Source organism: Streptomyces sp. P6-2-1, assembly GCF_050613165.1.
Lineage (GTDB): Bacteria > Actinomycetota > Actinomycetes > Streptomycetales > Streptomycetaceae > Streptomyces.
In genome coordinates this window covers 1,421,180-1,445,641 of record NZ_CP192513.1, presented here as the reverse complement: position 1 = coordinate 1,445,641, position 24,462 = coordinate 1,421,180, and the positions used below count along the sequence as shown (strand labels likewise).

Sequence of the window (24,462 nt, the reverse complement as noted above, 5' to 3'; positions counted from 1 at the left end):
TTCGGTGCATGTCGTACTCGCCGGCGGGGGGACCGCCGGCCACATCGAGCCGGCGCTCGCCCTCGCGGACGCCCTGCGCAGGCAGGACCCCACCGTGGGGATCACGGCCCTCGGCACGGAGCGCGGCCTGGAGACCAGGCTCGTGCCCGAGCGCGGCTATGAACTCGCCCTCATTCCCGCGGTCCCGCTGCCGCGCAAGCCCACCCCCGAGCTGATCACCGTGCCGGGCAGGCTGCGCGGCACCATCAAGGCCGCCGAGCAGATCATCGAACGCACCAAGGCGGACTGCGTCATCGGCTTCGGCGGGTACGTGGCGCTGCCCGGCTACCTCGCCGCGAAGCGCACCGGCACCCCGATCGTCGTGCACGAGGCCAACGCCCGCCCCGGGCTCGCCAACAAGATCGGCTCGCGCTACGCCTCCGCCGTCGCCGTATCGACGCCCGACAGCAAGCTGCGCGGCGCCCGTTACATCGGCATCCCGCTGCGCCGCACCATCGCGACCCTGGACCGCGCCAGGGTGCGCCCCGAGGCCCGCGCCGCCTTCGGCCTGGACCAGAACCTGCCGACACTCCTCGTCTCCGGCGGCTCCCAGGGCGCCCGCCACCTCAACGAGGTCGTCCAGCGCGTCGTCCCGCTGCTCCAGCGCTCCGGCATCCAGGTCCTGCACGCGGTCGGTCCCAAGAACGAGCTGCCACGCGCCGACAACATGCCCGGAATGCCGCCGTACATCCCGGTACCGTACGTGGACCGGATGGACCTCGCCTACGCCGCGGCCGACATGATGCTGTGCCGCGCCGGTGCGATGACCGTCGCCGAACTCTCCGCCGTGGGCCTGCCCGCCGCCTATGTCCCGCTGCCCATCGGCAACGGCGAGCAGCGGCTCAACGCCCAGCCGGTGGTGAAGGCGGGTGGCGGACTCCTCGTGGACGACGCGGAACTGACACCGGAGTGGGTGCAGTCCCAGGTGCTGCCCGTGCTCGCCGACCCGCACCGGCTCTACGAGATGTCGCGCGCCGCCGCCGAGTTCGGCCGCAGGGACGCCGACGACCTGCTCGTCGGCATGGTGTACGAGGCGATCGCCGCACGCAGGAACCGCTGAGGGGCCCTTCGAGCCCCCGCATCACGAGGAGGCTGAGGGAGCGTGGCCGGAGCGAGGACCGCCCAGGGCGGCGAAGGACGTACCGGGGCCGAGGCGCCCCACGACGCCGAGCGGTCCCCGGCCCCGCCCCCGCCCCCGCGCGGCCTGCCAGGACTCCGGTTCTGGCTCGTCGCCGGGGGCCTCGTGCTGCTCCTGGGCGGTGCGCTCTACCTGCTCTACGGCTCGCCGTGGCTCAGGCTCACGCGGGTCGGTGTCACGGGGACCGAGGTGCTCACCGTGCGCGAGGTGGAACGGGCCGTCGCCGCCCCCGAGGGAAGTCCGCTCATTTCCGTGAACACCGACGCGCTCGAAGCGAATGCGCGTGCACGGCTGCCCCGTATCGAATCCGTGGAAATCACCCGTTCCTGGCCGCACGGGCTGCGCATCGCGGTCACGGAGCGTAAACCCGTTCTCGTACGGGAAAAGGGCGGAAAATTCGACGAAGTGGACGCGCACGGCGTGCTTTTCGCCACGGTGGGCACTCCTCCGCGCGGTATTCCGCGACTCGATCTCGACGCGTCGGACGCCCCCTCGCTGCACCGCTTCGGCACCGCCCGTCTGCTGCGCGAGGCGGCGACCGTCGCCGCCCACGTGCCGTCGCCCGTGGTCAAGGACCTGCGGACGATCCGTATTCGCTCCTACGACGACGTGACACTGCTGTTGCGTGACGGGCGCACGGTGGCGTGGGGGAGTGGCGAGAAAGGCGCGGCGAAGGCCCGTACCCTGACCGCCTTGATGAAAGCGGCGCCCAAGGCGCGGTACTTCGACGTCTCGGTTCCTGTCGCCCCCGCAGTTCGCTGAACTTGACGGGGAGTTGGCGAGGGATTGACCCCGAATTGGCCGGAAAAATCGCGGTACTGACCCCTGGTTGGGCAGCGCCACGGCTGATCACATAGGGTGAAAAGAAAAACGGGAGGTTCGGCGTGTTCGTTGAACGCGCGCCACTTGTCGACTTAGTGTCCTGTTCGGAACAGTCAGCGAAGTCCCAGCAACAGACACACTGGTAACCCTCTCTCACTGGGGTAGAACACAGGGGAACTCTTACGGGAGTAACCCTGAACTTCAGGGTGAGGGTTCGGGTCGGCGCTTCGGACCGTCCCTTATTCGGCATCAGTCGACGCACGCCGGGCGGCGAAGCATCGACACGTAAATCGAGGCGAGAGGCAGCCTTCGACGTGGCAGCACCGCAGAACTACCTCGCAGTCATCAAAGTCATCGGTGTCGGCGGCGGTGGTGTCAATGCCATCAACCGGATGATCGAGGTCGGGCTCAAGGGCGTCGAGTTCATCGCGATCAACACCGACGCGCAGGCCCTGCTCATGAGCGACGCCGACGTCAAGCTCGACGTCGGCCGCGAACTGACCCGGGGTCTGGGAGCCGGCGCCAATCCGGCGGTCGGCCGCAAGGCGGCCGAGGACCACCGCGAGGAGATCGAGGAGGTCCTCAAGGGGGCCGACATGGTCTTCGTCACGGCGGGCGAAGGTGGCGGCACAGGCACCGGCGGCGCACCCGTCGTCGCCAACATCGCACGCTCCCTGGGCGCCCTCACGATCGGCGTGGTCACCCGGCCCTTCACCTTCGAGGGGCGACGCCGGGCCAACCAGGCGGAGGACGGCATCGCCGAACTCCGCGAAGAGGTCGACACCCTCATCGTCATCCCCAACGACCGGCTCCTGTCCATCTCGGACCGGCAGGTCAGTGTCCTGGACGCGTTCAAGTCCGCGGACCAGGTCCTGCTCTCCGGTGTCCAGGGCATCACCGACCTGATCACCACCCCCGGGCTCATCAACCTCGACTTCGCGGACGTCAAGTCCGTGATGAGCGAGGCGGGTTCCGCCCTCATGGGCATCGGCTCCGCACGCGGCGACGACCGTGCCGTCGCGGCCGCCGAACTGGCCATCTCCTCCCCGCTGCTCGAAGCCTCCATCGACGGGGCGCGCGGGGTCCTGCTGTCCATCTCGGGCGGCTCGGACCTCGGTCTCTTCGAGATCAACGAGGCGGCCCAGCTGGTGAGCGAGGCCGCGCACCCGGAAGCCAACATCATCTTCGGCGCCGTCATCGACGACGCCCTCGGCGACGAGGTCAAGGTCACCGTCATCGCGGCCGGTTTCGACGGGGGCCAGCCCCCCGCCAAGCGGGACAACGTGATCGGTGCCTCCACCGGCAAGCGCGAGGAGCAGCCGCAGGCCCGTACGAGCGAGCCGGTCCGTCCGGCCTTCGGCGGCCTCGGCTCCGTCACCCCGCGCGAGGAGCCCGCTCCGCGCCCGGAGCCGGAGCCGGCCCCGGTCAACGAGGCCCCGGCCCCGCAGCTCCCGCAGCCCTCGGTCCCCCCGGCCCGTCCCTACCCGGACAGCCAGGCCGAGGAGCTGGATGTGCCGGACTTCCTGAAGTGATAGGCACGCGCGAGGAAGCGGGCGGCGCGCACTTCGCCTTCACCGACAGGTGGGGCGGGGTGAGCGCCGCTCCGTACGAGGAGCTGAACCTCGGCGGCGCGGTCGGCGACGCACCCGAAGCGGTCCTCGCCAACCGGGCGCTCGCCGCGAAGGACCTCGGCCTCGATCCCGCGCACGTGGTCTGGATGAACCAGGTCCACGGGCGCGAGGTCGCGGTCGTCGACGAGCCCTGGGGGGACAAGCCCGTACCGGCCGTCGACGCGGTCGTCACGGCGCGGCGCGGGCTCGCGCTCGCCGTGCTCACCGCGGACTGCGTGCCCGTCCTGCTCGCCGACCCCGTCGCCGGGGTGGTGGCCGCCGCGCACGCGGGGCGCCCGGGACTCGTCGCCGGGGTCGTCCCCGCGGCCGTCGAGGCGATGCGCGGGCTCGGCGCCGAGCCCGCACGGATCGTGGCCCGCACCGGGCCCGCGATCTGCGGGGCGTGTTACGAGGTGCCCGAGGCCCTGCGCGCCGAGGTCGCCGCGCTCGCGCCCCGGGCGTACGCCGAGACGAGCTGGGGCACGCCGGCGCTCGACGTGGCGGCGGGCGTGCTCGCGCAACTCGACGCGCTCGGCGTGCGCGACGTGTGCCGCTCCCCGTCCTGCACGCGGGAGTCGGCGGATCACTTCTCGTACCGCGGGGCCCGGGTCACCGGGCGTCTCGCGGGCTACGCGTGGCTGGACTGATGGGGCATGACGGACCTTAGGGAACGCAGGGAACAACTCGCCGCGAACCTCGCGAAAGTGGAGGAAAGGATCGCCAAGGCCTGTGCCGCGGCGGGTCGTTCGCGCGCCGACGTGACATTGATCGCGGTCACCAAGACCTATCCGGCGAGCGATGTGCGTCTTCTCTCCTCGCTCGGTATCGCGCAGGTCGGCGAGAACCGCGACCAGGAGGCGGCCCCGAAGGCCGCCGCGTGCGCGGACCTTCCGCTCACGTGGCACTTCATCGGGCAGTTGCAGACCAACAAGGCGAAGTCCGTGGCCCGGTACGCCTCGTACGTGCACTCCGTGGACCGCGCGCGGCTCGCCGCCTCGCTCGGCGCCGCGGCGGTGCGCGAGGGGCGCGAGATCGGTGCGCTCGTGCAGGTCGCGCTCGACGCCGAGGGTGATCCCGCGGCGCACGCGGGGCGCGGCGGGGCCCACCCGGACGAGGTCCGGGAACTCATGGACCGTATCGCCGCCACCGAGGGACTGCGCCCCGCCGGGCTCATGACGGTGGCGCCGCTGGCGGGGCGTTACGCGGGCGACGCGCGCGCCGCCTTCGCGCGGCTCGCGGAATTGGCGAGCCTCGTGCGCGCCGCGCATCCGGCTGCCACGATGGTCTCCGCCGGGATGAGCGGCGACGTCGAGGAGGCGATCGCGGCCGGGGCGACACATGTACGGATCGGCAGCGCGATACTCGGCACGCGTTCCCCCCTCGGGTAACGTCGCCAAGCAAGTCGGACCACAGCACAAAATATGGTCATTACCCGTCAAAGGGGCGGAAAGACCTCGTGGATCGCGGGCAGGTGGTCCTTGTCGATCCACCACAGAGCGGAGGACTCAGAGCATGGCCGGCGCGATGCGCAAGATGGCGGTCTACCTCGGCCTCGTGGAGGACGATGGGTACGACGGCCCGGGGTTCGACCCCGATGACGAGTTCGAGCCCGAGCCGGAGCCCGAGCGCGACCGCAGGCGGCACAACCCGCCGCACCAGGAGCCCGAACCGGACGAACCGGTGCGTTCCGCCCAGCCTCCGGCTCCGCGCGAACCCGTGTCGCTCCCCGTGGAACCGGGCCGTCCGGCACGTATCGCGCCCGTGTCATCCATCACACCAGAACGTCCGAGCATGGAGAAGAACGCGCCGGTGATCATGCCCAAGGTTGTCTCGGAGCGGGAGCCGTACCGCATCACGACGTTGCACCCCCGGACCTACAACGAAGCCCGTACCATCGGGGAACACTTCCGCGAGGGCACGCCGGTGATCATGAACCTGACCGAGATGGACGACACGGACGCGAAGCGACTTGTCGACTTCGCGGCCGGTCTGGTGTTCGGTCTGCACGGGAGCATCGAGCGGGTGACTCAGAAGGTTTTCCTGTTGTCGCCTGCTAACGTCGATGTAACGGCGGAGGACAAGGCTCGCATCGCAGAGGGCGGGTTCTTCAACCAGAGCTGAGACCGAATGACGCACAACGGAACGGCTCGTGACGGCGGGCTCGCAGGACAGGGGAGTGGGAAACGCTCATGAGCGTTGTGCTGGATGTGCTCTACATCGCGCTGATGTGTTTCCTGTTGGTCCTGATCTTCCGGCTCGTCATGGACTACGTGTTCCAGTTCGCCCGCTCCTGGCAGCCGGGCAAGCCGATGGTGGTCGTTCTGGAGGCCGCCTACACTGTCACCGATCCACCACTCAAGCTTCTGCGGCGGTTCATCCCGCCGCTGCGCCTCGGGGGCGTGGCGCTCGACCTGTCCTTCTTCGTACTGATGATCATCGTCTACATCCTGATCTCCGTCGTGAGCCGGCTGTGAGCGCGATGTCAACTACGTTCTTGCCGAATGCCGACGACTACGTTGAGGTGAAGAGATGCCATTGACCCCCGAGGACGTGCGGAACAAGCAGTTCACGACCGTCCGCCTCCGAGAAGGCTATGACGAGGACGAGGTCGATGCCTTCCTCGACGAGGTAGAGGCCGAACTCACCAGGCTCGCGCGGGAGAACGAGGACCTGCGGGCCAAACTCGCCGCGGCCACGCGGGCCGCCGCGCAGAACCAGCAGCAGAACATGCGCAAGGGCCCCGAGCAGCCGGAACGGCCGCAGGGTCCCGGGCCCGCCGCCATATCCGGTCCGCCGCAGGGGCAGCAGCAGCACCCTGGACAGCCGCAGCACCCCGGGCAGCCCCAGCACCCGGGTCAGCCGCAGCACCCCGGCCAGCCTCAGCACCCGGGCCAGCAGCAGCACCCGCAGCAGCAGCACATGGGCGGTCCGCCCCAGCTGCCCTCCGGTGCCCCGCAGCTGCCCTCCGGTCCCGGCGGTCACGGTCCGCAGGGTCCCGGCCCGATGGGCCAGGGTCCGATGGGCGGCCCGCAGGGTCCCGGTCCTATGGGACAGATGGCCCCGCAGGGCCCCGGCCCGATGGGGCAGCAGGGTCCCGGTCCGATGGGCCAGCAGGGTCCCGGCCCGATGGGCCAGGGTCCGATGGGCGGCCCGCAGGGTCCGATGGGCCAGCCGCAGCAGCAGATGGTCGGCCCGCTCGGTCACGGCGGCCCGCAGCTGCCGCAGCCCGGCCAGGGGCCCGGTGGCGACAGCGCCGCGCGTGTCCTCTCGCTCGCCCAGCAGACCGCCGACCAGGCGATCGCCGAGGCGCGCTCCGAGGCCAACAAGATCGTCGGTGAGGCCCGCAGCCGCGCCGAGGGTCTGGAGCGCGACGCCCGTGCCAAGGCGGACGCCCTGGAGCGGGACGCGCAGGAGAAGCACCGCGTCGCGATGGGCTCCCTGGAGTCCGCGCGGGCCACGCTGGAGCGCAAGGTCGAGGACCTGCGCGGCTTCGAACGCGAGTACCGCACGCGCCTGAAGTCGTACCTGGAGTCCCAGCTGCGCCAGCTGGAGACGCAGTCGGACGACTCGCTCGCGCCGCCCCGCGTCTCCTCGACGCCCTCGCTGCCGCCGTCCCCCTCGCCCTCGATGGCCCCGGCCGGCGCGCCGTCCTTCGGCGGCGGGCACAACGGTCCCGGCCCGATGAGCGGTCCCACGCCGCCCTCGGCGGGTCCCTCGTACGGGGGCGGGCAGCAGCAGATGTCCCCGGCGATGACGCAGCCGATGGCGCCGGTGCGGCCGCAGGCGCCGCAGCCGATGCAGCAGGCGCCGTCCCCGATGCGGGGTTTCCTGATCGACGAGGACGACAACTGAGCCGCCCGCGGCGGTAGACGCCGGCATTCACCGGCCCCCCAGGTCTTCGACCTGGGGGGCCGGTTGCGTGTGGGGCCCGGGAGCGCGTATGGGGCCCCGGGAGCGGGGGCCGTTGCGGGGGCTCCGCCCCGGACCCCGCTCCTCAACCGCCGGAGCGGCTGGAGAACAACCTCAGCCCAGCTTGTGCAGCGCGAACGTCAGGCCGAGACCCGCGTCCTCGAACGGCTTGCCGTACCGCTCCGTCGGCTCGCCCTCCGCGTAGTCCGTGGCCAGGACCTCGTCGGCGATCAGGGCCGCGTGCTCGCGCAGGGCCTCGGCGAGGGCCGGGTCCCGCGTCGTCCAGCGCAGGGCGATGCGGTCGGCGACGTCGAGGCCGCTGTTCTTGCGGGCCTCCTGGACGAGGCGGATCGCGTCGCGGGCCAGGCCGGCGCGGCGCAGTTCCTCGGTGATCTCCAGGTCGAGCGCGACCGTCGCACCGGCCTCGGAGGCGACCGCCCAGCCCTCGCGCGGGGTCTCCGTCAGGAAGACCTCGTCGGGGGAGAGGGTGACCTCGGCGCCGTCCACGAGGACCGTCGCCGTGCCCGTCTCGCGCAGGGACGCCGAGAGCGCCGCGGCGTCCGCGTCCGCGACCGCCTTCGCGACCGCCTGCACGCCCTTGCCGAACCGCTTGCCGAGCGCACGGAAGTTCGCCTTCGCGCGCGTGTCCACGAGCGAGGCACCGACCTCGCCGAGCGAGGCGAGCCCCGCGACGTTCAGCTCCTCGGCGATCTGCGCGCGCAGCTCCTCGCCCAGCGCCTCGAACCCGGTGGCCGCGATGAGCGCGCGGCTCAGCGGCTGCCGGGTCTTGACGCCCGACTCGGCGCGCGTCGCACGGCCCAGCTCCACGAGCCGCCGCACGAGCGCCATCTGCCGCGACAACTCCTCGTCCACGGCCGAGCGGTCCGCCTCCGGCCACGAGGCCATGTGCACCGACTCGGGCGCCGAGGCGTCCACGGGGACCACGAGGTCCTGCCAGACCCGCTCGGTGACGAACGGGACGAGCGGGGCCATGAGTCGCGTGACCGTCTCGACGACCTCGTGCAGGGTGCGCAGCGCCGCCTTGTCGCCCTGCCAGAAGCGGCGGCGCGAGCGGCGTACGTACCAGTTGGAGAGGTCGTCGACGAAGGCCGAGAGGAGCTGGCCGGTGCGGTGGGTGTCGTACGACTCCAGCGCCTCGGTGACCCCCGCGGTGAGCTGGTGCAGCTCGGAGAGCAGCCAGCGGTCGATGAGGGGGCGCTCGGCGGGCGCCGGGTCGGCGGCCGAGGGCGCCCAGTCCGACGTACGGGCGTACAGGGCCTGGAAGGCCACGGTGTTCCAGTACGTGAGGAGCGTCTTGCGGACGACCTCCTGGATCGTGCCGTGCCCGACGCGGCGCGCCGCCCACGGGGAGCCGCCGGCCGCCATGAACCAGCGGACCGCGTCGGCGCCGTGCTGGTCCATGAGCGGGATCGGCTGGAGGATGTTGCCCAGGTGCTTGGACATCTTCCGGCCGTCCTCGGCGAGGATGTGGCCGAGGCACACGACGTTCTCGTAACTCGACTTGTCGAAGACGAGCGTGCCGATCGCCATCAGCGTGTAGAACCAGCCGCGGGTCTGGTCGATCGCCTCGGAGATGAACTGCGCCGGGTAGCGCGCCTCGAACAGCTCCTTGTTGCGGTACGGGTAGCCCCACTGCGCGAAGGGCATCGAACCCGAGTCGTACCAGGCGTCGATGACCTCGTCGACGCGCCTGGCCTCGGTGCCGCACTCGGGGCAGGCGAAGGTGACCGCGTCGATGTACGGGCGGTGCGGGTCCAGGCCCGACTGGTCGGTGCCGGTCAGCTCGCTGAGCTGGGTGAGCGAGCCGACGCACGTGAGGTGGCCGTCGGGGCAGCGCCAGATCGGCAGCGGGGTGCCCCAGTAGCGCTTGCGCGAGAGCGCCCAGTCGACGTTGTTCTTGAGCCAGTCGCCGAAGCGGCCGTGCTTGACGTTCTCCGGGTGCCAGTTGGTCTTCTCGTTCTCCTCCAGGAGGCGGTCGCGCACGGCGGTCGTGCGGATGTACCAGGAGGGCTGCGCGTAGTAGAGCAGCGCGGTGTGGCAGCGCCAGCAGTGCGGGTAGCTGTGCTCGTAGGGGACGTGCTTGAAGAGCAGGCCGCGCGCCCTGAGGTCGGCGACGAGGTCCTCGTCGGCCTTCTTGAAGAACTGGCCGCCGACGAGCGGGACGTCCTCGGCGAAGGTGCCGTTGGAGCGGACCGGGTTGACGACGGGCAGACCGTAGGCGCGGCACACGCGGAGGTCGTCGGCGCCGAAGGCGGGGGACTGGTGGACGAGCCCGGTGCCGTCCTCGGTCGTCACGTACGTGTCGTTGACGACGTAGTGCGCGGCCTCGGGGAAGTCGATCAGCTCGAAGGGGCGCCGGTACGTCCAGCGCTCCATCTCGGCGCCGGTGAAGCGCTCGCCGGTCGCCTCCCAGCCCTCGCCGAGGGCCTTGCCGAGGAGCGGTTCGGCGACGAGGAGGCGTTCGGTGCCGTCGGTGGCGACGACGTACGAGACCTCGGGGTGCGCGGCGACGGCGGTGTTCGAGACGAGCGTCCACGGCGTCGTCGTCCACACGAGGAGCGCGGTGTTCCCCGCGAGCGGGCCCGAGGTGAGCGGGAGGCGCACGTAGACCGAGGGGTCGACGACGGTCTCGTACCCCTGCGCCAGCTCGTGGTCCGAGAGGCCCGTCTCGTCCTTCGGGCACCACGGGGCGACGCGGTAGTCCTCGACCAGGAGGCCCTTGTCGAAGATCTGCTGGAGCGACCACCACACGGACTCGACGTACTCGGGGTCCATCGTGCGGTAGGCGTTGTCCAGGTCGACCCAGTACCCCATGCGGGTCGTCAGCTCGCTGAAGGCGTCGGTGTGGCGGGTCACCGACGCGCGGCACTTCGCGTTGAACTCCGCGATGCCGTACGCCTCGATGTCCTTCTTGCCGGTGAAGCCCAGCTCCTTCTCGACCGCCAGCTCGACCGGCAGGCCGTGGCAGTCCCAGCCGGCCTTGCGGCCCACGTGGTAGCCGCGCATCGTGCGGTAGCGCGGGAAGACGTCCTTGAAGACGCGCGCCTCGATGTGGTGCGCGCCCGGCATGCCGTTGGCGGTCGGCGGGCCCTCGTAGAAGACCCACTCGGGGCGGCCCTCGGACTGGGCGAGCGTCTTGGCGAAGGTGTCGCGCTCGCGCCACAGGGCGAGCACCTCGTGCTCCAGGGCGGGGAGGTCCACCTGCGCGGGGACGGGTCGGTACTGCGGCGGGGTGGTCATGGGGCTCGCTGCTCCTCCGGCGGATGTGCTTTCCGTCGGAGGGACGAGAGCTGACGCTCCCGCGGTACCACCCTCCTTGACCGCCGGGCGACTGCCCTGCGGCCCCCTCATTGGGTCCGCGAAGCCGGTTCTACGGCCGCGGGGCACTCACCCCTGGCTTTCCTCCGGCGGCTCCGGGGGTGATCTTCGCGTCGCGCGTGCCCCCGGGCTTCCACCGCCCCCGGGTCGCTCCTGGCCGCTTCTCGGCGCTACTCGTCCCCATCCACACCTGTGTTTCGCTGCCGCAAGTGTACGGGTACGGGGTGGGCGGGCCGCCACGGCTTCGTGCGGGGCGGCGTGGCCCGTTGCCGTGCGGGGCATGTCGATTTATCGTCCCACCACCGTGTGCGCGGGCCTGTTCCGCGTCCGCGGGGGCAGGAACGAGGAATATCGCAGGCCGGTCCGGTGCTGCGTCTGCGGCAAGCGGTACGACGAAGGTGATGGAGGAGATCGTGCCCACTACGCGCGGCGGAGCGACGGACCCCGCTGAACTGGCGGTACGGCCCGGCGAGGACCCCTGGACGGCTGAGGAGGCCGCCGAGGCGAGGCAGGGCCTGGAACAGGAGATCGCCGGGCTGCGGGCCGAGCTGGAGACGGCCGAGGCGGACCTCGCGAGCCTGATGCGGGACTCCGCGGACGGGGCGGGGGACGACGAGGCGGACACCGGGACGAAGAACGTGACCAGGGAGCATGAGCTGGCTCTCGCGGCGGGCTCGCGGGAACGGCTCGAACAGACCGAGCAGGCCCTGCTGCGGCTGGACGCGGGCACGTACGGCGTGTGCGAGAACTGCGGGAAGGCGATCGGGAAGGCCAGGATGCAGGCGTTTCCGCACGCGATCCTCTGCGTGGACTGCAAGCAGAAGTCCGAGCGGCGCTGAATCGCGGCCGGGCCGGGGCGGGCCTCCAGGACCCCGCCCCGGCCCCGCCGCGCAGACGCCGGAGGGGCTGCGTTCGGCCTTCGTGACGTACCCTCGGAGCCATTCGGTTCATCGGGTTTGAGGACGTCACGTGGCTGAGGCGGAGCGCACCATCGAGAGAGTCTCGTCCGAGCGTGCGGGCAAGGGGCCGCGGCGCGTGCTCGCGTTGTTCGTGGCGGCCCTGCTCGTGTACGCCGTCGACCAGGTGAGCAAGCTGCTCGTCGTCGCGAAGCTGGAGGGGCACGGGGACGGGTCCGTGCAGATCGTCGGCGACTGGCTGCGGCTCACCACGATCCGGAACTCCGGGGCCGCCTTCTCGATGGGCGAGGCGTACACGATCGTCTTCACGATCATCGCCGCCGGTGTCATCGTCGTGATCGCCCGGCTCGCCCGCAAGCTGCGCAGCCTGCCCTGGGCCCTCGCGCTCGGCCTGCTCCTCGGCGGCGCGCTCGGCAACCTCACCGACCGGGTCTTCCGTTCGCCGGGGGTCTTCCGCGGCGCCGTCGTCGACTTCATCGCGCCCAAGGGCTACGCCGTCTTCAACCTCGCGGACTCCGCCATCGTGTGCGGCGGCATCCTCATCGTCCTGCTCTCCTTCCGCGGCCTCGACCCGGACGGCACCAGGCACCGTGACCAGAAGGCCGCCGACGGCGAGCAGAGCGCCGTGGAAGCCGCCGAGGACAAGGACGAGGAGAAGGACGGGGCGCGGGGCGCGTAACCGGCCGCCCTCACCCGTCCGGCATACTCGACGGGTGAGCGCTATTCCCGAGGTCCGTACCCTTCCCGTCCCCGACGGCCTGGAGGGCGAGCGTGTCGACGCCGCCCTCTCGCGCATGTTCGGCTTCTCCCGCACCAAGGCCGCCGAGCTGGCGGCGGGCGGAAAGGTGCAGGTCGACGGCTCGGTGGTGGGCAAGTCCGAGCGGGTGCGCGGCGGCGCCTGGCTGGAGGTCGAGATGCCGCAGGCCGCCGCGCCCGTACGCGTCGTCGCCGAGCCCGTCGAGGGCATGGAGATCGTCCACGACGACGAGGACGTCGTGGTGATCATGAAGCCGGTCGGTGTCGCCGCGCACCCCAGCCCCGGCTGGACGGGCCCGACCGTGATCGGCGGCCTCGCCGCCGCCGGGTACCGCATCTCCACCTCGGGTGCCGCCGAGCGCCAGGGCATCGTGCACCGCCTCGACGTCGGCACCTCGGGCCTCATGGTCGTGGCCAAGTCCGAGCGCGCGTACACCTCGCTCAAGAACCAGTTCCGGGTCCGTACGGTCGACAAGCGCTACCACACGCTCGTCCAGGGCCACCCCGACCCGACGTCGGGCACCATCGACGCCCCCATCGGCAGGCACCCGCAGCACGACTACAAGTGGGCCGTGACCGCCGAGGGCAAGGCATCGGTCACCCACTACGACCTCATCGAGGCATTCCGGGCCGCGTCCCTCCTCGATGTGAAGCTGGAGACGGGCCGCACGCACCAGATCCGCGTGCACATGTCCGCGCACCGCCACCCCTGCGTCGGCGACCTCACCTACGGGGCCGACCCCACGCTCGCCAAGCGGCTCGGCCTCACCCGGCAGTGGCTGCACGCGGTACGGCTCGGCTTCACGCACCCCGGCACGGGCGACTGGGCCGAGTACGCGAGCGACTACCCCGAGGACCTCCAGCGCGCCCTGGACCGGGTGCGCGCCGAGAGCCGCTGAACCGAGGAGGAGACCCTGTGAGCACCGGCACCGACCCTGTGAGCCCCAAGCCTGCCGGCACCGAGCCCGTGCGCACCGAGCCCGTGAGTTCCGGGATACTCGCGGGCGGCACGCTGCCCGACGGCACCGCGTACGTCGTGCGCCGCGCGGAGAGCGACGAGGACCGCGAGGCGTGCTTCCTCGTGCGCAAGGAGGTCTTCGTCCAGGAGCAGGGCGTGCCCGAGGACCTGGAGTACGACGCGCTCGACGCCGGGGCCGCGCACGTGCTCGCGCTCACCGCGGACGGCACGCCGCTCGGTGCCGGGCGGCTGCTGCACGGCGAGGCCGCGTGGGAGCCCACCGGGCACACGCCGGGCGCGGGCTCGCTCGGGCGGCTCGCCGTGCGCGCCGCCGCGCGCGGCGGCGGGGCCGGGGTCGCGCTCGTCACCGGGATCGAGCGGCTCGCCGCCGGGCTCGGGCTCACGAGCGTGGACCTGCACGCGCAGACCCACGCGCTCGGCTTCTACGAGCGCCTCGGATACGTGGCGTACGGGGGTACTTACCGCGAAGCCGGGATCGAGCACCGGGCGATGCGGAAGACTGTCTGACGGTCACCGTGCGGGCCCGCACGCTCCGGAGCCCGGGACATGACCCACTTGTTCGGTAAAGAAACCTTCATGGGAGGCTAGGGCGACCCCTCTAGGGGTGATTCCGGTGGGGATCGGTCCTGGTGGAGGGGTGGCCCGTACGTCTGAGCCCCCTGGGAGGCCCCCGCCGTGGACCAATTGGCGCTGCTGATCCTGCTGCTGCTCGGAGCCGTGCTCACGGTGCCGCTCGGTGACAAACTCGGGCTCCCCGCACCGGTCCTCATGACGCTGCTGGGGGTCGTCCTCGCGCTGCTCCCCTTCGTGCCGAACGTCAGTATCCCGCCCGAGTTCATCCTGCCGCTCGTCCTGCCACCACTGCTCTACGCGGCGGTGCAACGCACGTCCTGGCGCCAGTTCGCGGCGAACAAACGGCCCATCTTCCTGCTCGCCGTCGCGCTCGTCTTCGTCACGACGGCCGCCGTCGCCGCCGTGGCCAGCGCGATCGTGCCCGGACTGCCGCTCGCCGCCGCCGTCGCGCTCGGCGCGCTCGTCGCGCCGCCCGACCCGGTCGCGGCGACCGCCGTCGCCGGTTCGCTCGGGCTGCCCCGGCGCCTCGTCTCCATCCTGGAGGGCGAGGGCCTCTTCAACGACGTCACCGCGATCGTGCTCTACCACGTCGCGATCGCCGCGGCGGTCGGCGGCAGCTTCTCGCTCCCCTCGGCCGTCGGCCTCTTCTTCCTCTCGGCCGCCGTCGCCGTCGCCGTCGGCCTCGCGCTCGGCTGGCTCACGAGCAAGCTCCTCGACTTCCTCGGCGACGCGACCCTCCAGACCGGGCTCACGCTGCTCGTCCCGTTCGTCAGCTACGTACTCGCCGAGGAGCTGCACGGCTCCGGCGTGCTCGCCGTCCTCACCACCGCGCTCTTCCTCTCCGAGTACGCGCTCGACGCCGACGACGTCCTCGGGCGGATCACCGGGCAGACCTTCTGGCAGGTCGTCGACACTCTCGTCACCGGGATCGCCTTCGGGCTCATCGGCCTCGAACTGCACACCGTCTTCGGCACGGCCGGCGACCGGGTCTGGGAGATGATCGGCTGGGGTCTGCTCGTGGCGGCCGTCGTCATCGGCGTACGGTTCCTGTGGCTGCTGCCCGCGAGCTGGCTGGCGCAGCGGCTGCACAACAAACGCGACGTCGCCGAGGACATCCCGACGAGCTGGCGCGAGACCGTCGTCATGTGGTGGGCGGGGATGCGGGGCGTCGCCTCGGTCGCCCTGGCCCTCGCCATCCCGCTCACGACGGACGCGGGCGGCGCCTTTCCCGGGCGCGACGAACTCGTCTTCATCGCCTTCTGCGTCATCATGGTCACCCTCGTCTTCCAGGGGCTCACGCTGCCGTGGCTCGTGCGGAAACTCGGGGTACGGGCGGACACGGACGCCGAGCGGCAGATCGAGCACGACCTCGCGATCCGGGCCGCGAAGGCCGCGCGGCGCAGGCTCCACGAGATCGAGGGCGTCCAGGACCTCCCCGACGACGTCATCGAACGCCTCCAGCGCGGTGCCTTCGACATCGGGGCGCGGATCAGCCCGGAGATCATGGACGACGAGCGGCGCGAGCACCTGGCGCAGCGCGTGGAGCGCGTGAAGGCCTTCAGGAAGGTGCAGAAGGAGATGATGTCGGCGGCGCGGCACGCGGTGCTGTCCGCGCGGAGCGAGGCGGGCTCTGACCCGGAGATCGTGGACCGGGTGCTGCGGCAGCTCGACGTGCGCTCTCTGCACTGACGGGGGCCGGTCGGCCGGGGCCGCGGGGCAGGGCCGGCGCGCGGGGGCGGGGCCGGGGCCGCTGTTGCCGGGCCCGCGGGGGCCGGGCCGGGCCGCTGTGCCGGGCCCGCGGGGGCCTGGCCGGGCTCGTCGTGCCGGGCTCGCTGGGCCGGGCCGGAGGGCTATTTGTGGCGGTGCTCCGGCGGTAAAATCTCAACTCCGTGTTTTTCCAGGGGGGTTGGGCATGGCGAGACGGGGGGCGGACGGGCTGGTCCTGTGCCGGAGGCCGCAGCGGGCGCGGGTGCGGGCCAGCCTCGCGACGCAGGCGAGGATCGAGGGGCTCGTGCGCGACTTCCGGCGCGGGGAGCCGCTCGTGCCGATGTTCGTCCTGCACGCCGAGGAGAGCGCGGGGGACGAGCGCGTCAACCGGATTCTCGACGACGTCCACGCGGTACAGGCCGATCACGGGACCCGCTGCGCCGTGCTCGACCCACGGGCCCCCGGACCCGAGCAGCCCATCGGGCCCGGTGGGGACCGGGTCCGCGCCGCGCTGCTGCTCCAGGCGCTCGACACCCCGCGCGCCTGGGGCGACTCGGCGTGGCCCCGGGTGCCCGGGGTCGCCTACCGCCGTTACCGCTTTCCCCGGCTGCGGCTCGTGCACGCCATCGCCGACGCGGTGCGCGAGGTCGACCAGCAGGGCGAGGCGCGCGTCGACCCGGCGGCCGAGCGCCGCGCGCTCGCCGAACAACTCGCGCGCCAGCGCTGGCGGCCGCGCGCCGCGCACCGCAGGAACTCGCTCGGCGAACGCCTCAGCGAGGCCGGGACGGCGGGGCTGCTCGCCGCCGTGCTCGCCGTGCTCACCGCCCTGCTCCCGCTCTTCGAGGCGCCCCTCGCCTTCTCCGTCGCCTGCGGCTTCCTCATGCTCCTCGCGGTGCTCTACTTCGTCCCCGTGGGCCGCGCCCCGCTCCTGCTGTGGATGCGCAGGGAGAGCCGCTGGTTCCTCACCACGACCTTCCTGCTCCCTGTGCAGGGCCGTCAGTCGTACGAGGCGGGGCTGCTGCACCCCTTCCGGTCCTGGCGCTCCGTCACCGACCGGGCCGCCGACGTCGCGGGTTCCCTGCGCGAGGGCGGCAACGCGCAGCTGCAACTGCACGTGCTCGCGCTCCTGGAGGACCTGCGCGACGCGCACCGGCGCTGGAGCGGGGACCTGCGCGGCTTCAAACGGCTGCGGCCCCCCGTGCTCTTCCTGCGCCGCGCCGACCCGCACGACGGCGGGATCGCGCTGCTCCAGGCGATCAGCGACGTACGGACCGTACGGAGCGAACTCGACCCGCTGCTCGTCGTGGCCTCGGTGGACGCGGCCGACGTCGCCGCGCTCGACGAGCGGCGCGCGCCGGAGCGCGCGGCGCGCCGGGCCCCGTACGACTTCGCCGACCGCCTGGCCCGGCTGCACGAGGACTGGGAGGGGGCCCTGCGCGCCCGGCAGTCGCCGAGTTCCTCGGGCACCGTCCCCTGGGCGCTGCGCATCGCCGTCCCGGCGGCGGAGCTGGAACCGCCGGTCCAGCAGGTGCGCTGGTGCGAACGGGCCGCAGCGCGCCCGAGGGCGGCACGGGTGCTGTGGTCGGCGTGGGCGGGGACCGTGGTCCTCGGAGCGCTGGCGGGGCTGCTGATCTCGTACCAGGTGGGCCTGGCGGACACGTACTGCCGTACCGGCCTCCTCAGCGCCGACAGGGACACCGGGCTCCTCGGCCGGGGGAAGGCCCGGGAGTGCGTCGGCCTGTCCACGGGCGCGGTGCGGTTCGGGGCCGGGCTGCCTCCGCGGAAGAAGGGCGAGACACCGCCCTGGGACCTGGAGGACATCGAGAAGCTCATCGCGGAGTCGAACGAGAAGGCGGGCGAGAACGCCTTCACCGTGGTCTACGCGGGGCCGCTGAGCACGGCGGACGACAGCTCGTCGCCGGTCAAGGGGGCCGAGGAACTGGCGGGGGTCGCGCTCGCCCAGGACCGCTTCAACGCCGACGAGGGCAAGACCAGGATGCGCGTGCTCGTCGCCAACGGCGGCGTGGACATGGGGCACCAGACGGAGATGGCGCGCAGGATCGTCGCCTACGCGCGCAGGGACCCGAGCGTGGTCGGCGTCGTCGGGCTCGGCAGGAACATGACCGACACGGGGAAGGCGGTGGGCATCCTGCGCGAGGCGCAGCTGCCCGTGGTCTCGGGCACCAACTCGTCGAAGGACCTCCCCACCAGGTACCGCAACTGGTTCTCGCTCGCCGCCAACGACGACTGGCAGGCCCGCAAGCTCGCCGTCATCGCCGAGCAGCTCGCCGACCGCGTCGACACCCGCGAGGGCAGAGTGGGGGAGCGGACCACCCACACCACCGTCCTTTTGACCCGCGCCGAAAAGGGCACGCGGGACCAGTACGCGAAGGACCAGGCGGAGGCCTTCGCGCGGCACCTCACGACCAAGGACACCGGACTCGACAGACCGGGGCCCGGCCTCACCTACCAGGTCAGCAACGGCAAGCCCGCGGCCTCCGTCGTGGACTCCGCCTGCCGGGCGGGGGACAGGAGGGACCCGCTCGTCGTGCTCGTCGCGGGGCGTGCCGAGGACCTGCCTCCGCTCACCCGCAGGTTCGGCACCGTGTGCGCGGAGCGCGCCATCTCGGTCATCACGGGCGACGACGTCTCCAAGGCGCACTTCCCCAGCGAGTCGCTGCCCGCCAACGTCACGATCTACCACAGCACGCTCGTCGACCCCTGGGCGTGGCGCGACCCCACCTTCTACGAGGAGGCGCAGCGCTTCCTGCCCGGCGTGCCCGAAGACATCGGCCCCGGCGACGCGGCGCTCGCCAGCGGGCAGACGGCGCTCGCCCACGACGCGACCTGGGCGCTCGCCGAGGCGGCGGACAGGGCGGAGGGCCGCGGCCCCGCCGAGACCTGGGTCCGGCTCGCCAAGGGCGAGGGCACGATCACGAAGGCCACCGGGGACATCGGCTTCGCCGGATACCCGCAGGCCGAGGGGCACGGGGCCCAGTCGATGGCCCTGTGGCGCGTGTCCCGGCGGGCGGGGGACGGGAGGCTCGAATCCGTGCTTCTGTGCGGGATCAAGGCCGGTCCCAGGGACTGGACGCCCCATGCCGGGGACTGCCCCATCGACAAGACGGCGAAGCAGGCGGAGCGGGAGCGCGGGGAGGGGTGAGGAGAGGCGACGGCGGGTGAGGGGCCGCGTGGAGCGCGCCGGGGAGCCGGACGCGCGGGCTGCCGCCCCGCCCGCTACCGCTTCAGGCGCACGTCGTGGTGGCGGGGGTCCGGGGCGCGGACGCGGTCGTGCGGGTCCCGCCCGCGCCGGCCGTCGGGGCGCGTGCCCGCGGCCCCCGGGTCCGCGCCACGGCCGGAGGCGCCGGTGCCCCCGGTCCTCGCGGCGTCCCCGGCGTCCTCGTCCTCCTCGCGCGGGTCCTCGTCCGCCGGAAGCGCGTGCCCGTCCTCGCGCAGCGGGTAGTCCGCCGCGTTGTTGCTGTGGACCTCGCTGGGGCGCGGCTGGGCGTCCTTGCGCAGGTCCGGCGAGGGGGCGGCGTCCGGGGGTTCGGCCGCAGGGACCGTGGCGACGCTCGGCAGCGCGTACGGGTGGTGGGCGCTGAGCCAGGCGATGAGCCGCTCGCGGACCACGACCCGTACCGTCCAGATGTCGTCCGCGTCCTTCGCCGTGACCACGGCCCGCACCTCGATCGTCGTGGGCGTCGTGTCCGTCACGGCGAGGCTCCAGTCGCGGCCGTCCCAGGCCGGGCACTCCGCGAGGACGCGCCGCAGTTGCTCGCGCATGAGCGGGACGGGCGCCGAGTGGTCGAGCTGGAAGAAGACCGTGCCCGACATCTGCGCGCCGCCGCGCGACCAGTTCTCGAAGGGCCGCGAGGTGAAGTACGACACCGGCATCGTGATGCGCCGCTCGTCCCACGTACGCACCGCGAGGAAGGTCAGCGTGACCTCTTCGACGACGCCCCACTCCCCGTCCACGACCACGGTGTCCCCGATCCTGACCATGTCGCCGAAGGCGATCTGGAAGCCCGAGAAGAGGTTGCCCAGGGTCGACTGCGCGGCGACACCCGCGACGATCCCGATGATCCCCGCCGAGGCGAGCACGGACTTCCCCGCCGTGCGCAGTGCGGGGAAGGCCATGAGCATCGACGCGACGGCGATGACGATGACGAGGGCTGTGACGATCCGCATGATGAGCGTCATCTGCGTACGCACCCTGCGCACCCGGGCCGGGTCGTGGGTCACCGACGCGTAGCGCGCGTAGGAGGACTCCAGGACCGTCGAGACGACCCGGACGAGCAGCCACGCCGTCGCCCCGATGAGGATCAGGGTCAGGATCAGCCCGATCGCCCCGTCGAAGTGCCGCACGGCGCTCCAGGTGATCTCCCGGTAGCTGCCGCGCAGGAGCGCGGCGAGCAGCAGCACCTGCCAGGGCACCCGGCACTCGCGCAGCTTCTCCCACAGCGGGGTCTCGTTGTGCCGTACCGCGGCGCGCGCGAGCAGCCGGTCCGAACCCCAGCCGAGGAGCAGCGTGAGCAGGACGGAACCGCCGATCACGAGGACGGGGCGCAGGATCTCTTCCATGAGCGTCAAAAGGTCTCCGGGTCTCGGGCCGCCCCCGGTCATGGCGCGTCCGGGCCGGGGGCGCTGGCAGGATGACCGTCATGGACATCCTGCTTTTTCACTCCGCCTACGGACTGCGACCGGCCGTGCACGAGGCGGCCGACCGGCTGCGGGCGGCCGGACACCAGGTGCGCGTGCCCGACCTGTACGAGGGGCAAACGGCGCGGACGAAGGAGGAAGCCGCGGAGCTGCGCGAGGCGATCGGCAACGACAGGCTCCTGACCAGGGCCGTCAAGGCCGCGGCGCCCTTCAGTGACAAAGGACTCGTCTACGCGGGCTTCTCGCTCGGCGGCGCCCTCGCGCAGAACCTCGCGCTCGGCGACGAGAACGCACGCGGCCTGCTCCTGCTGCACGGCACATCGGACCTGCGCGAGGACGCGGCCGTCGACGACCTGCCCGTCCAGCTCCACGTCGCCGACCCCGACCCCTCCGAGACGCACGAGTGGCTGAGCCTGTGGTACCCGCAGATGCGGCGCGCGGGCGCCGATGTGGAGATCTACCGCTACCCGGGCGCGGGACACCTCTACACCGACCCGCAGCTGCCCGACTACGACGCGGAGGCGGCCGAGGCGACGTGGCGTACGGCCCTCGGGTTCCTGGACAGCCTGTAGGGGTTCCCCGGCCGGTCTCTCGACCGGCCGGTCTCTCTCCTTGCCGGTCTGTCTCCTGACCGGCCTCAGGTTCCCGGACGGCCGAGGGGTCCGGAGCGCCGCGTACGGGGCCCGTACGCACGAAAGCGGCGGCCGCCCCGTACGCGCTCCGTACGGGGCGGCCGCCGCTCCCGGCGCGGCAGGCCGCCCGGGTCAGCCCTTCAGCGCCGCCGCGATCGCCGTCTTGTAGTCCTCGGCGGTCATCGGGGCGTTCTGCCCGTCACTGCCGACGACCTTCTTGCCGTCCATGACGAGGGAGGGCGTCCCCGTGACGCCGTACTTGTCGGACTGCTTGTTGAAGTTCTTGCTCATCTCGATCGCCCAGCGGTCGTACGTGCCGTCCTTGACCTGCTTCTCGAAGGTCGCGTTGTCCTTCAGCGCGGGGACGGTCGCGGCGATCTTGAGGAGGTAGGCGTCCGAGTTGAGCTTGTCGTCGCTCTCGTCCGGGTGCCACTTCTGCGAGTACATCGCGGTCTTGTAGTCGAGGAAGGCGTCCGGGCTGACGTTGAGCGCGGCACCGAGGGCGCTCATCGCGTTCTTGGAGCCGGAGCCCCGGCTGCCGAGGTCGATCTTGCTCGCGGAGCCCGAGTCGCCGTCGAGGAAGGTCGCGCCGACGTACTCGACCTTGAACTTGCCCGCGTCGAGGTCCGCGTGCAGGTCGGGGCCCACGGTCTGCTCGAACTGCGAGCAGATCGGGCAGCGCGGGTCCTCGAAGAGGGTCAGCGTCTTCTTCGCCGATTCCTTGCCGATGACGACCGTCGTGCCGTTCTCGCCGCTCGTGTTCTTCGGCTTGACGAGGGTGTCCGACTTGGCGGACTCCCACTGCGAGGGCTTGTTGCCCTGCGCCACGGCGACGGCTATCCCCGCGCCGATGGCGAGGACGGCGACGACGCCGCCCGCGACGAGGAACTGGCGCTTGCGGGCGTCCTTCTTCGCCTGGCGCTCGCGTTCGGCGCGCAGCCGCTCGCGGGCGTTCGCCTTGGCCTGCTGGCTGTTGCGCTGGCTCATGGGGGTGACTCCGTAATCCGTGAGACGTACGTGCATCGTGAGACGTACGGGGGACGTGCGTGGGGGGCCGTGCCACGGGGGCACGGCGGGGGACTTCAGGCGGCGAGCGTGACCGCGGGAGGTCCCCTGCGCCCTACGGAGTGGGCCAGGAGCAGCAGGTGGGGGCGGGCCACGGGGGCGAGCCCCGGGCCGAGGTGCCCGCGGGCCGCGCGGCCACCTGCGGCGGCGCAGGCCACGGCGAGCAGCAGCGGCCGGAAGGCGAACCAGGTGAGCGAGCCGAGCGCCCTGGCGAGGGCCTTCTCGCCGCCGCGCAACCACGCAGCCGCGAGCATCCCGACCGCCAGGTGCGCGCCGAGCAGCAGCCAGGCGGCACCGGGGCGCGGGTCGGTGAGGAGGGTCGCGGCGCCGGTGGGCTCGCCACCGGCGAAGTGGCTCAGCGGGACGCCGACGGGGCCGCCGCCGCACAGGACGTCGATGCCGACACTGCGCAGCGGTCCCGCGACGGGGCCGCCGCCCTCGCCGTAGCAGAGGTGCTGGCCCGTCGTGAAGACGGTGTCCGCTGTCAGCTCCAGCGGGACCAGGAGCGCGGCGATGGCCCCGTACCGCCGCTCACGGCCCGCGAGCGCGTACGCGAGCGCGAAGACGGCCCCGGCGACCACGAGGAGCGGCGTGAGGGGCAGCGGCGCACGCGAGAGGATCACGTGGGAGGCAGCGGAGAGCGTCACCACGAGCGCCGTGAAGAACGTCGCGCGCAGTGCTCTGAGCTGGGTCCCTGATATGTCCATCGCTGTCGAGTCTGCCACGGGCCCGGTTAAGCGAGCCCTAAAGGGATGCTGTGGAAAGCCGCGGGGTGACAGGCACCACCACGCGGCCGTGTGGCGCAAGGGAATCATCCGTCCGCTCCCGGGACAACACCCCGGGGGCGGACGGCCGCTCACAGGCCGGGGATACGGCCGTTGCGGAAGAGGTCCACGAAGATCTGGTGGTCACGGCGGGCGACCGCTCCGTAGCGGTGCGCGAAATCGACGAGGAGCGGTGCGAAGCCCTCCTCGTCGGCGGCGATCGCGGCGTCGATGGCGCGCTCGGTCGAGAAGGGCACCAGCTCGGAGTGCTCGCTCTCGTCGTCGGCCGCCGCGTGCATCGCTGCCGTGGCGCGCCCGAGGTCGGCGACGACGGCGGCGATCTCCTCGTACTCGTCGATGTCGCTCCAGTCGAGATCGACCGCGTACGGGGAGACCTCGGCGACGAGCTGACCGGCCCCGTCCAGCTCGGTCCAGCCCAGCCACGGGTCCGCGTGCGCCTGGAGGGCGCGCTGCGAGAGGACGGTGCGGTGCCCCTCGTGCAGGAAGTACGCGCGCGCCGCCGCGTCGTCCACGTGCCGCGAGACGGCGGGGGTCTGGGCCTGTTTGAGGTAGATCACGACGTCGTTCTCCAGCGCGTCGCTGTTCCCCTCCAGGAGGATGTTGTACGAGGGCAGCCCGGCCGAGCCGATGCCGATGCCGCGCCTGCCGACGACGTCCTTGACGCGGTACGAGTCGGGCCGGGCGAGGCTCGCCTCCGGCAGCGTCTCCAGGTAGCCGTCGAAGGCGGCGAGGACCTTGTAGCGCGTCGCCGCGTCCAGCTCGACGGTGCCGGGGCCCGCCGTGAAGCGGCGCTCGGCCTCGCGGATCTCGGTCATCGACTCCAGGAGCCCGAAACGGGTCAGCGAGCGGGCCTCGCGCAGCGCCCCGAGCAGCGGCCCCTCGGCGGTGTCGAGCGTGAAGGGCGGCACCTCGTCGCTCTTGGCGCCGGTCGCGAGCTGGTGGACGCGCTCGCGGTAGGACTGCGCGTAGAGCGTGACCAGCTCGGTGATCTGCGCGTCGCCGAGCGCCTTCGCGTAGCCGATGAGGGCGACGGAGGCGGCGAAGCGCTTGAGGTCCCACGTGAAGGGGCCGACGTAGGCCTCGTCGAAGTCGTTGACGTTGAAGACGAGGCGGCCGCGGGCGTTCATGTACGTGCCGAAGTTCTCGGCGTGGAGGTCACCGTGCACCCACACGCGGCTCGTGCGCTCGTCGAGGTACGGGCCGCTGTGCCGCTCGCGCGCGAGGTCGGCGTAGAAGAGGCAGGCGGTGCCGCGGTAGAACGCGAAGGCGGAGGCCGCCATCTTGCGGAACTTCACCCGGAAGGCGGCGGGGTCCGCCGTCAGCAGCTCTCCGAAGGCCGTGTCGAACACGCCGAGGATGTGCTCTCCCCGCTCCTCGGCGGGAGTGGCAGTGGGCTGCGGGACCGACATCGCGTGGTGCCTCCTTGGGCGGTGAACCAGGGGACGGATCGATCCCCGCGATGACAACGACCGGAGGGCTGGTCCCGGTTCCTTCCGGCATAGACTTCCCGGGTCCCTTTCGTCCGCCGCCCC

20 protein-coding genes are annotated in these 24,462 nt (G+C 72.1%); 15 read left to right on the top strand and 5 right to left on the bottom strand.

The features are described from left to right. Positions 1–4: 4 nt before the first annotated feature. The 8 genes from murG (at position 5) to ACQYWQ_RS06355 (ending at position 7,461) form a co-directional block, all read left to right on the top strand. Positions 5–1,099, top strand: coding sequence for an undecaprenyldiphospho-muramoylpentapeptide beta-N-acetylglucosaminyltransferase (murG, locus tag ACQYWQ_RS06390; protein WP_431032918.1), 1,095 nt, complete (start codon positions 5–7; stop codon positions 1,097–1,099). Positions 1,100–1,141: 42 nt separating this feature from the next. Then, the gene (locus tag ACQYWQ_RS06385) at positions 1,142–1,939 is read left to right on the top strand and encodes a cell division protein FtsQ/DivIB (protein WP_431032916.1); all 798 of its coding nucleotides are present in this window, start codon (positions 1,142–1,144) and stop codon (positions 1,937–1,939) included. Between the two features lie 374 nt (positions 1,940–2,313). Next, on the top strand, positions 2,314–3,531 hold the full coding sequence (ftsZ, locus tag ACQYWQ_RS06380; protein ID WP_007828251.1) for a cell division protein FtsZ: 1,218 nt from the start codon (positions 2,314–2,316) through the stop codon (positions 3,529–3,531). Beyond that, entirely contained in the window at positions 3,528–4,256 is a 729-nt protein-coding gene (pgeF, locus tag ACQYWQ_RS06375) for a peptidoglycan editing factor PgeF (RefSeq protein ID WP_431032915.1), read from the top strand. The genes ftsZ and pgeF overlap by 4 nt, the downstream gene beginning before the upstream one ends. Before the next feature lie 6 nt (positions 4,257–4,262). After that, complete coding sequence (locus tag ACQYWQ_RS06370; protein WP_431032914.1) at positions 4,263–4,997, top strand: YggS family pyridoxal phosphate-dependent enzyme; 735 nt, start codon at positions 4,263–4,265, stop codon at positions 4,995–4,997. A gap of 124 nt (positions 4,998–5,121) precedes the next feature. Continuing rightward, positions 5,122–5,730 carry a cell division protein SepF gene (locus ACQYWQ_RS06365; protein ID WP_431032912.1) on the top strand — a complete coding sequence of 203 codons (609 nt, stop codon included), beginning with the start codon at positions 5,122–5,124 and terminating at the stop codon, positions 5,728–5,730. A 68-nt stretch (positions 5,731–5,798) separates the two neighbouring features. Continuing rightward, entirely contained in the window at positions 5,799–6,083 is a 285-nt protein-coding gene (locus ACQYWQ_RS06360; protein ID WP_007828256.1) for a YggT family protein, read from the top strand. 55 nt (positions 6,084–6,138) lie between these two features. Next, complete coding sequence (locus tag ACQYWQ_RS06355) at positions 6,139–7,461, top strand: DivIVA domain-containing protein (protein WP_431032911.1); 1,323 nt, start codon at positions 6,139–6,141, stop codon at positions 7,459–7,461. 171 nt (positions 7,462–7,632) lie between these two features. On the opposite strand, the gene ileS is transcribed toward ACQYWQ_RS06355, so the two are convergent. After that, complete coding sequence (gene ileS, locus ACQYWQ_RS06350; protein ID WP_431032910.1) at positions 7,633–10,779, bottom strand: isoleucine--tRNA ligase; 3,147 nt, start codon at positions 10,777–10,779, stop codon at positions 7,633–7,635. 491 nt (positions 10,780–11,270) lie between these two features. Between ileS and ACQYWQ_RS06345 the strand changes: the two genes are divergently transcribed. The 6 genes from ACQYWQ_RS06345 (at position 11,271) to ACQYWQ_RS06320 (ending at position 18,952) form a co-directional block, all read left to right on the top strand. Beyond that, positions 11,271–11,696 (top strand): TraR/DksA family transcriptional regulator, encoded by a 426-nt coding sequence (locus ACQYWQ_RS06345; RefSeq protein WP_431032909.1) that lies wholly within the window; start codon positions 11,271–11,273, stop codon positions 11,694–11,696. A 130-nt stretch (positions 11,697–11,826) separates the two neighbouring features. Then, positions 11,827–12,453 carry a signal peptidase II gene (gene lspA / locus ACQYWQ_RS06340; RefSeq protein WP_431032908.1) on the top strand — a complete coding sequence of 209 codons (627 nt, stop codon included), beginning with the start codon at positions 11,827–11,829 and terminating at the stop codon, positions 12,451–12,453. 34 nt (positions 12,454–12,487) lie between these two features. Continuing rightward, on the top strand, positions 12,488–13,429 hold the full coding sequence (locus ACQYWQ_RS06335) for an RluA family pseudouridine synthase (RefSeq protein ID WP_431032907.1): 942 nt from the start codon (positions 12,488–12,490) through the stop codon (positions 13,427–13,429). An 83-nt stretch (positions 13,430–13,512) separates the two neighbouring features. Next, positions 13,513–14,016 (top strand): GNAT family N-acetyltransferase, encoded by a 504-nt coding sequence (locus tag ACQYWQ_RS06330; RefSeq protein WP_431039080.1) that lies wholly within the window; start codon positions 13,513–13,515, stop codon positions 14,014–14,016. Positions 14,017–14,184: 168 nt separating this feature from the next. Then, a complete protein-coding gene (locus tag ACQYWQ_RS06325; RefSeq protein ID WP_431032906.1) occupies positions 14,185–15,771 on the top strand; it encodes a Na+/H+ antiporter in 1,587 nt (528 codons plus the stop codon). A 223-nt stretch (positions 15,772–15,994) separates the two neighbouring features. Beyond that, positions 15,995–18,952 carry a hypothetical protein gene (locus ACQYWQ_RS06320; RefSeq protein WP_431032905.1) on the top strand — a complete coding sequence of 986 codons (2,958 nt, stop codon included), beginning with the start codon at positions 15,995–15,997 and terminating at the stop codon, positions 18,950–18,952. 74 nt (positions 18,953–19,026) lie between these two features. Here the strand turns inward: ACQYWQ_RS06320 and ACQYWQ_RS06315 are convergent, their stop codons facing one another. Then, positions 19,027–20,370, bottom strand: a complete 1,344-nt coding sequence (locus ACQYWQ_RS06315; RefSeq protein WP_431039079.1) for a mechanosensitive ion channel family protein — start codon at positions 20,368–20,370, stop codon at positions 19,027–19,029. A gap of 80 nt (positions 20,371–20,450) precedes the next feature. Between ACQYWQ_RS06315 and ACQYWQ_RS06310 the strand changes: the two genes are divergently transcribed. Beyond that, entirely contained in the window at positions 20,451–21,020 is a 570-nt protein-coding gene (locus tag ACQYWQ_RS06310; protein ID WP_431032904.1) for a dienelactone hydrolase family protein, read from the top strand. Between the two features lie 192 nt (positions 21,021–21,212). On the opposite strand, the gene ACQYWQ_RS06305 is transcribed toward ACQYWQ_RS06310, so the two are convergent. The 3 genes from ACQYWQ_RS06305 to ACQYWQ_RS06295 form a co-directional block, all read right to left on the bottom strand. Continuing rightward, positions 21,213–22,067: a thioredoxin domain-containing protein gene (locus ACQYWQ_RS06305; RefSeq protein ID WP_431032903.1), complete on the bottom strand. Its 855-nt coding sequence runs from the start codon at positions 22,065–22,067 to the stop codon at positions 21,213–21,215. Positions 22,068–22,162: 95 nt separating this feature from the next. Next, positions 22,163–22,852: a hypothetical protein gene (locus ACQYWQ_RS06300; protein ID WP_431032902.1), complete on the bottom strand. Its 690-nt coding sequence runs from the start codon at positions 22,850–22,852 to the stop codon at positions 22,163–22,165. 149 nt (positions 22,853–23,001) lie between these two features. After that, the gene (locus ACQYWQ_RS06295; protein WP_431032901.1) at positions 23,002–24,339 is read right to left on the bottom strand and encodes a DUF2252 domain-containing protein; all 1,338 of its coding nucleotides are present in this window, start codon (positions 24,337–24,339) and stop codon (positions 23,002–23,004) included. Positions 24,340–24,462 lie beyond the last annotated feature (123 nt).

Coding starts and splice junctions, on each gene's coding strand:
- ileS (WP_431032910.1), bottom strand. CDS start 10,779: ATGACCACCCCGCCGCAGTACCGACCCGTCCCCGCGCAGGTGGACCTC.
- ACQYWQ_RS06320 (WP_431032905.1), top strand. CDS start 15,995: ATGGCGAGACGGGGGGCGGACGGGCTGGTCCTGTGCCGGAGGCCGCAG.
- ACQYWQ_RS06370 (WP_431032914.1), top strand. CDS start 4,263: ATGACGGACCTTAGGGAACGCAGGGAACAACTCGCCGCGAACCTCGCG.
- ACQYWQ_RS06310 (WP_431032904.1), top strand. CDS start 20,451: ATGGACATCCTGCTTTTTCACTCCGCCTACGGACTGCGACCGGCCGTG.
- ACQYWQ_RS06295 (WP_431032901.1), bottom strand. CDS start 24,339: ATGTCGGTCCCGCAGCCCACTGCCACTCCCGCCGAGGAGCGGGGAGAG.
- ACQYWQ_RS06305 (WP_431032903.1), bottom strand. CDS start 22,067: ATGAGCCAGCGCAACAGCCAGCAGGCCAAGGCGAACGCCCGCGAGCGG.
- ACQYWQ_RS06300 (WP_431032902.1), bottom strand. CDS start 22,852: ATGGACATATCAGGGACCCAGCTCAGAGCACTGCGCGCGACGTTCTTC.
- ACQYWQ_RS06355 (WP_431032911.1), top strand. CDS start 6,139: ATGCCATTGACCCCCGAGGACGTGCGGAACAAGCAGTTCACGACCGTC.
- ACQYWQ_RS06315 (WP_431039079.1), bottom strand. CDS start 20,370: ATGGAAGAGATCCTGCGCCCCGTCCTCGTGATCGGCGGTTCCGTCCTG.
- ACQYWQ_RS06360 (WP_007828256.1), top strand. CDS start 5,799: ATGAGCGTTGTGCTGGATGTGCTCTACATCGCGCTGATGTGTTTCCTG.
- ACQYWQ_RS06365 (WP_431032912.1), top strand. CDS start 5,122: ATGGCCGGCGCGATGCGCAAGATGGCGGTCTACCTCGGCCTCGTGGAG.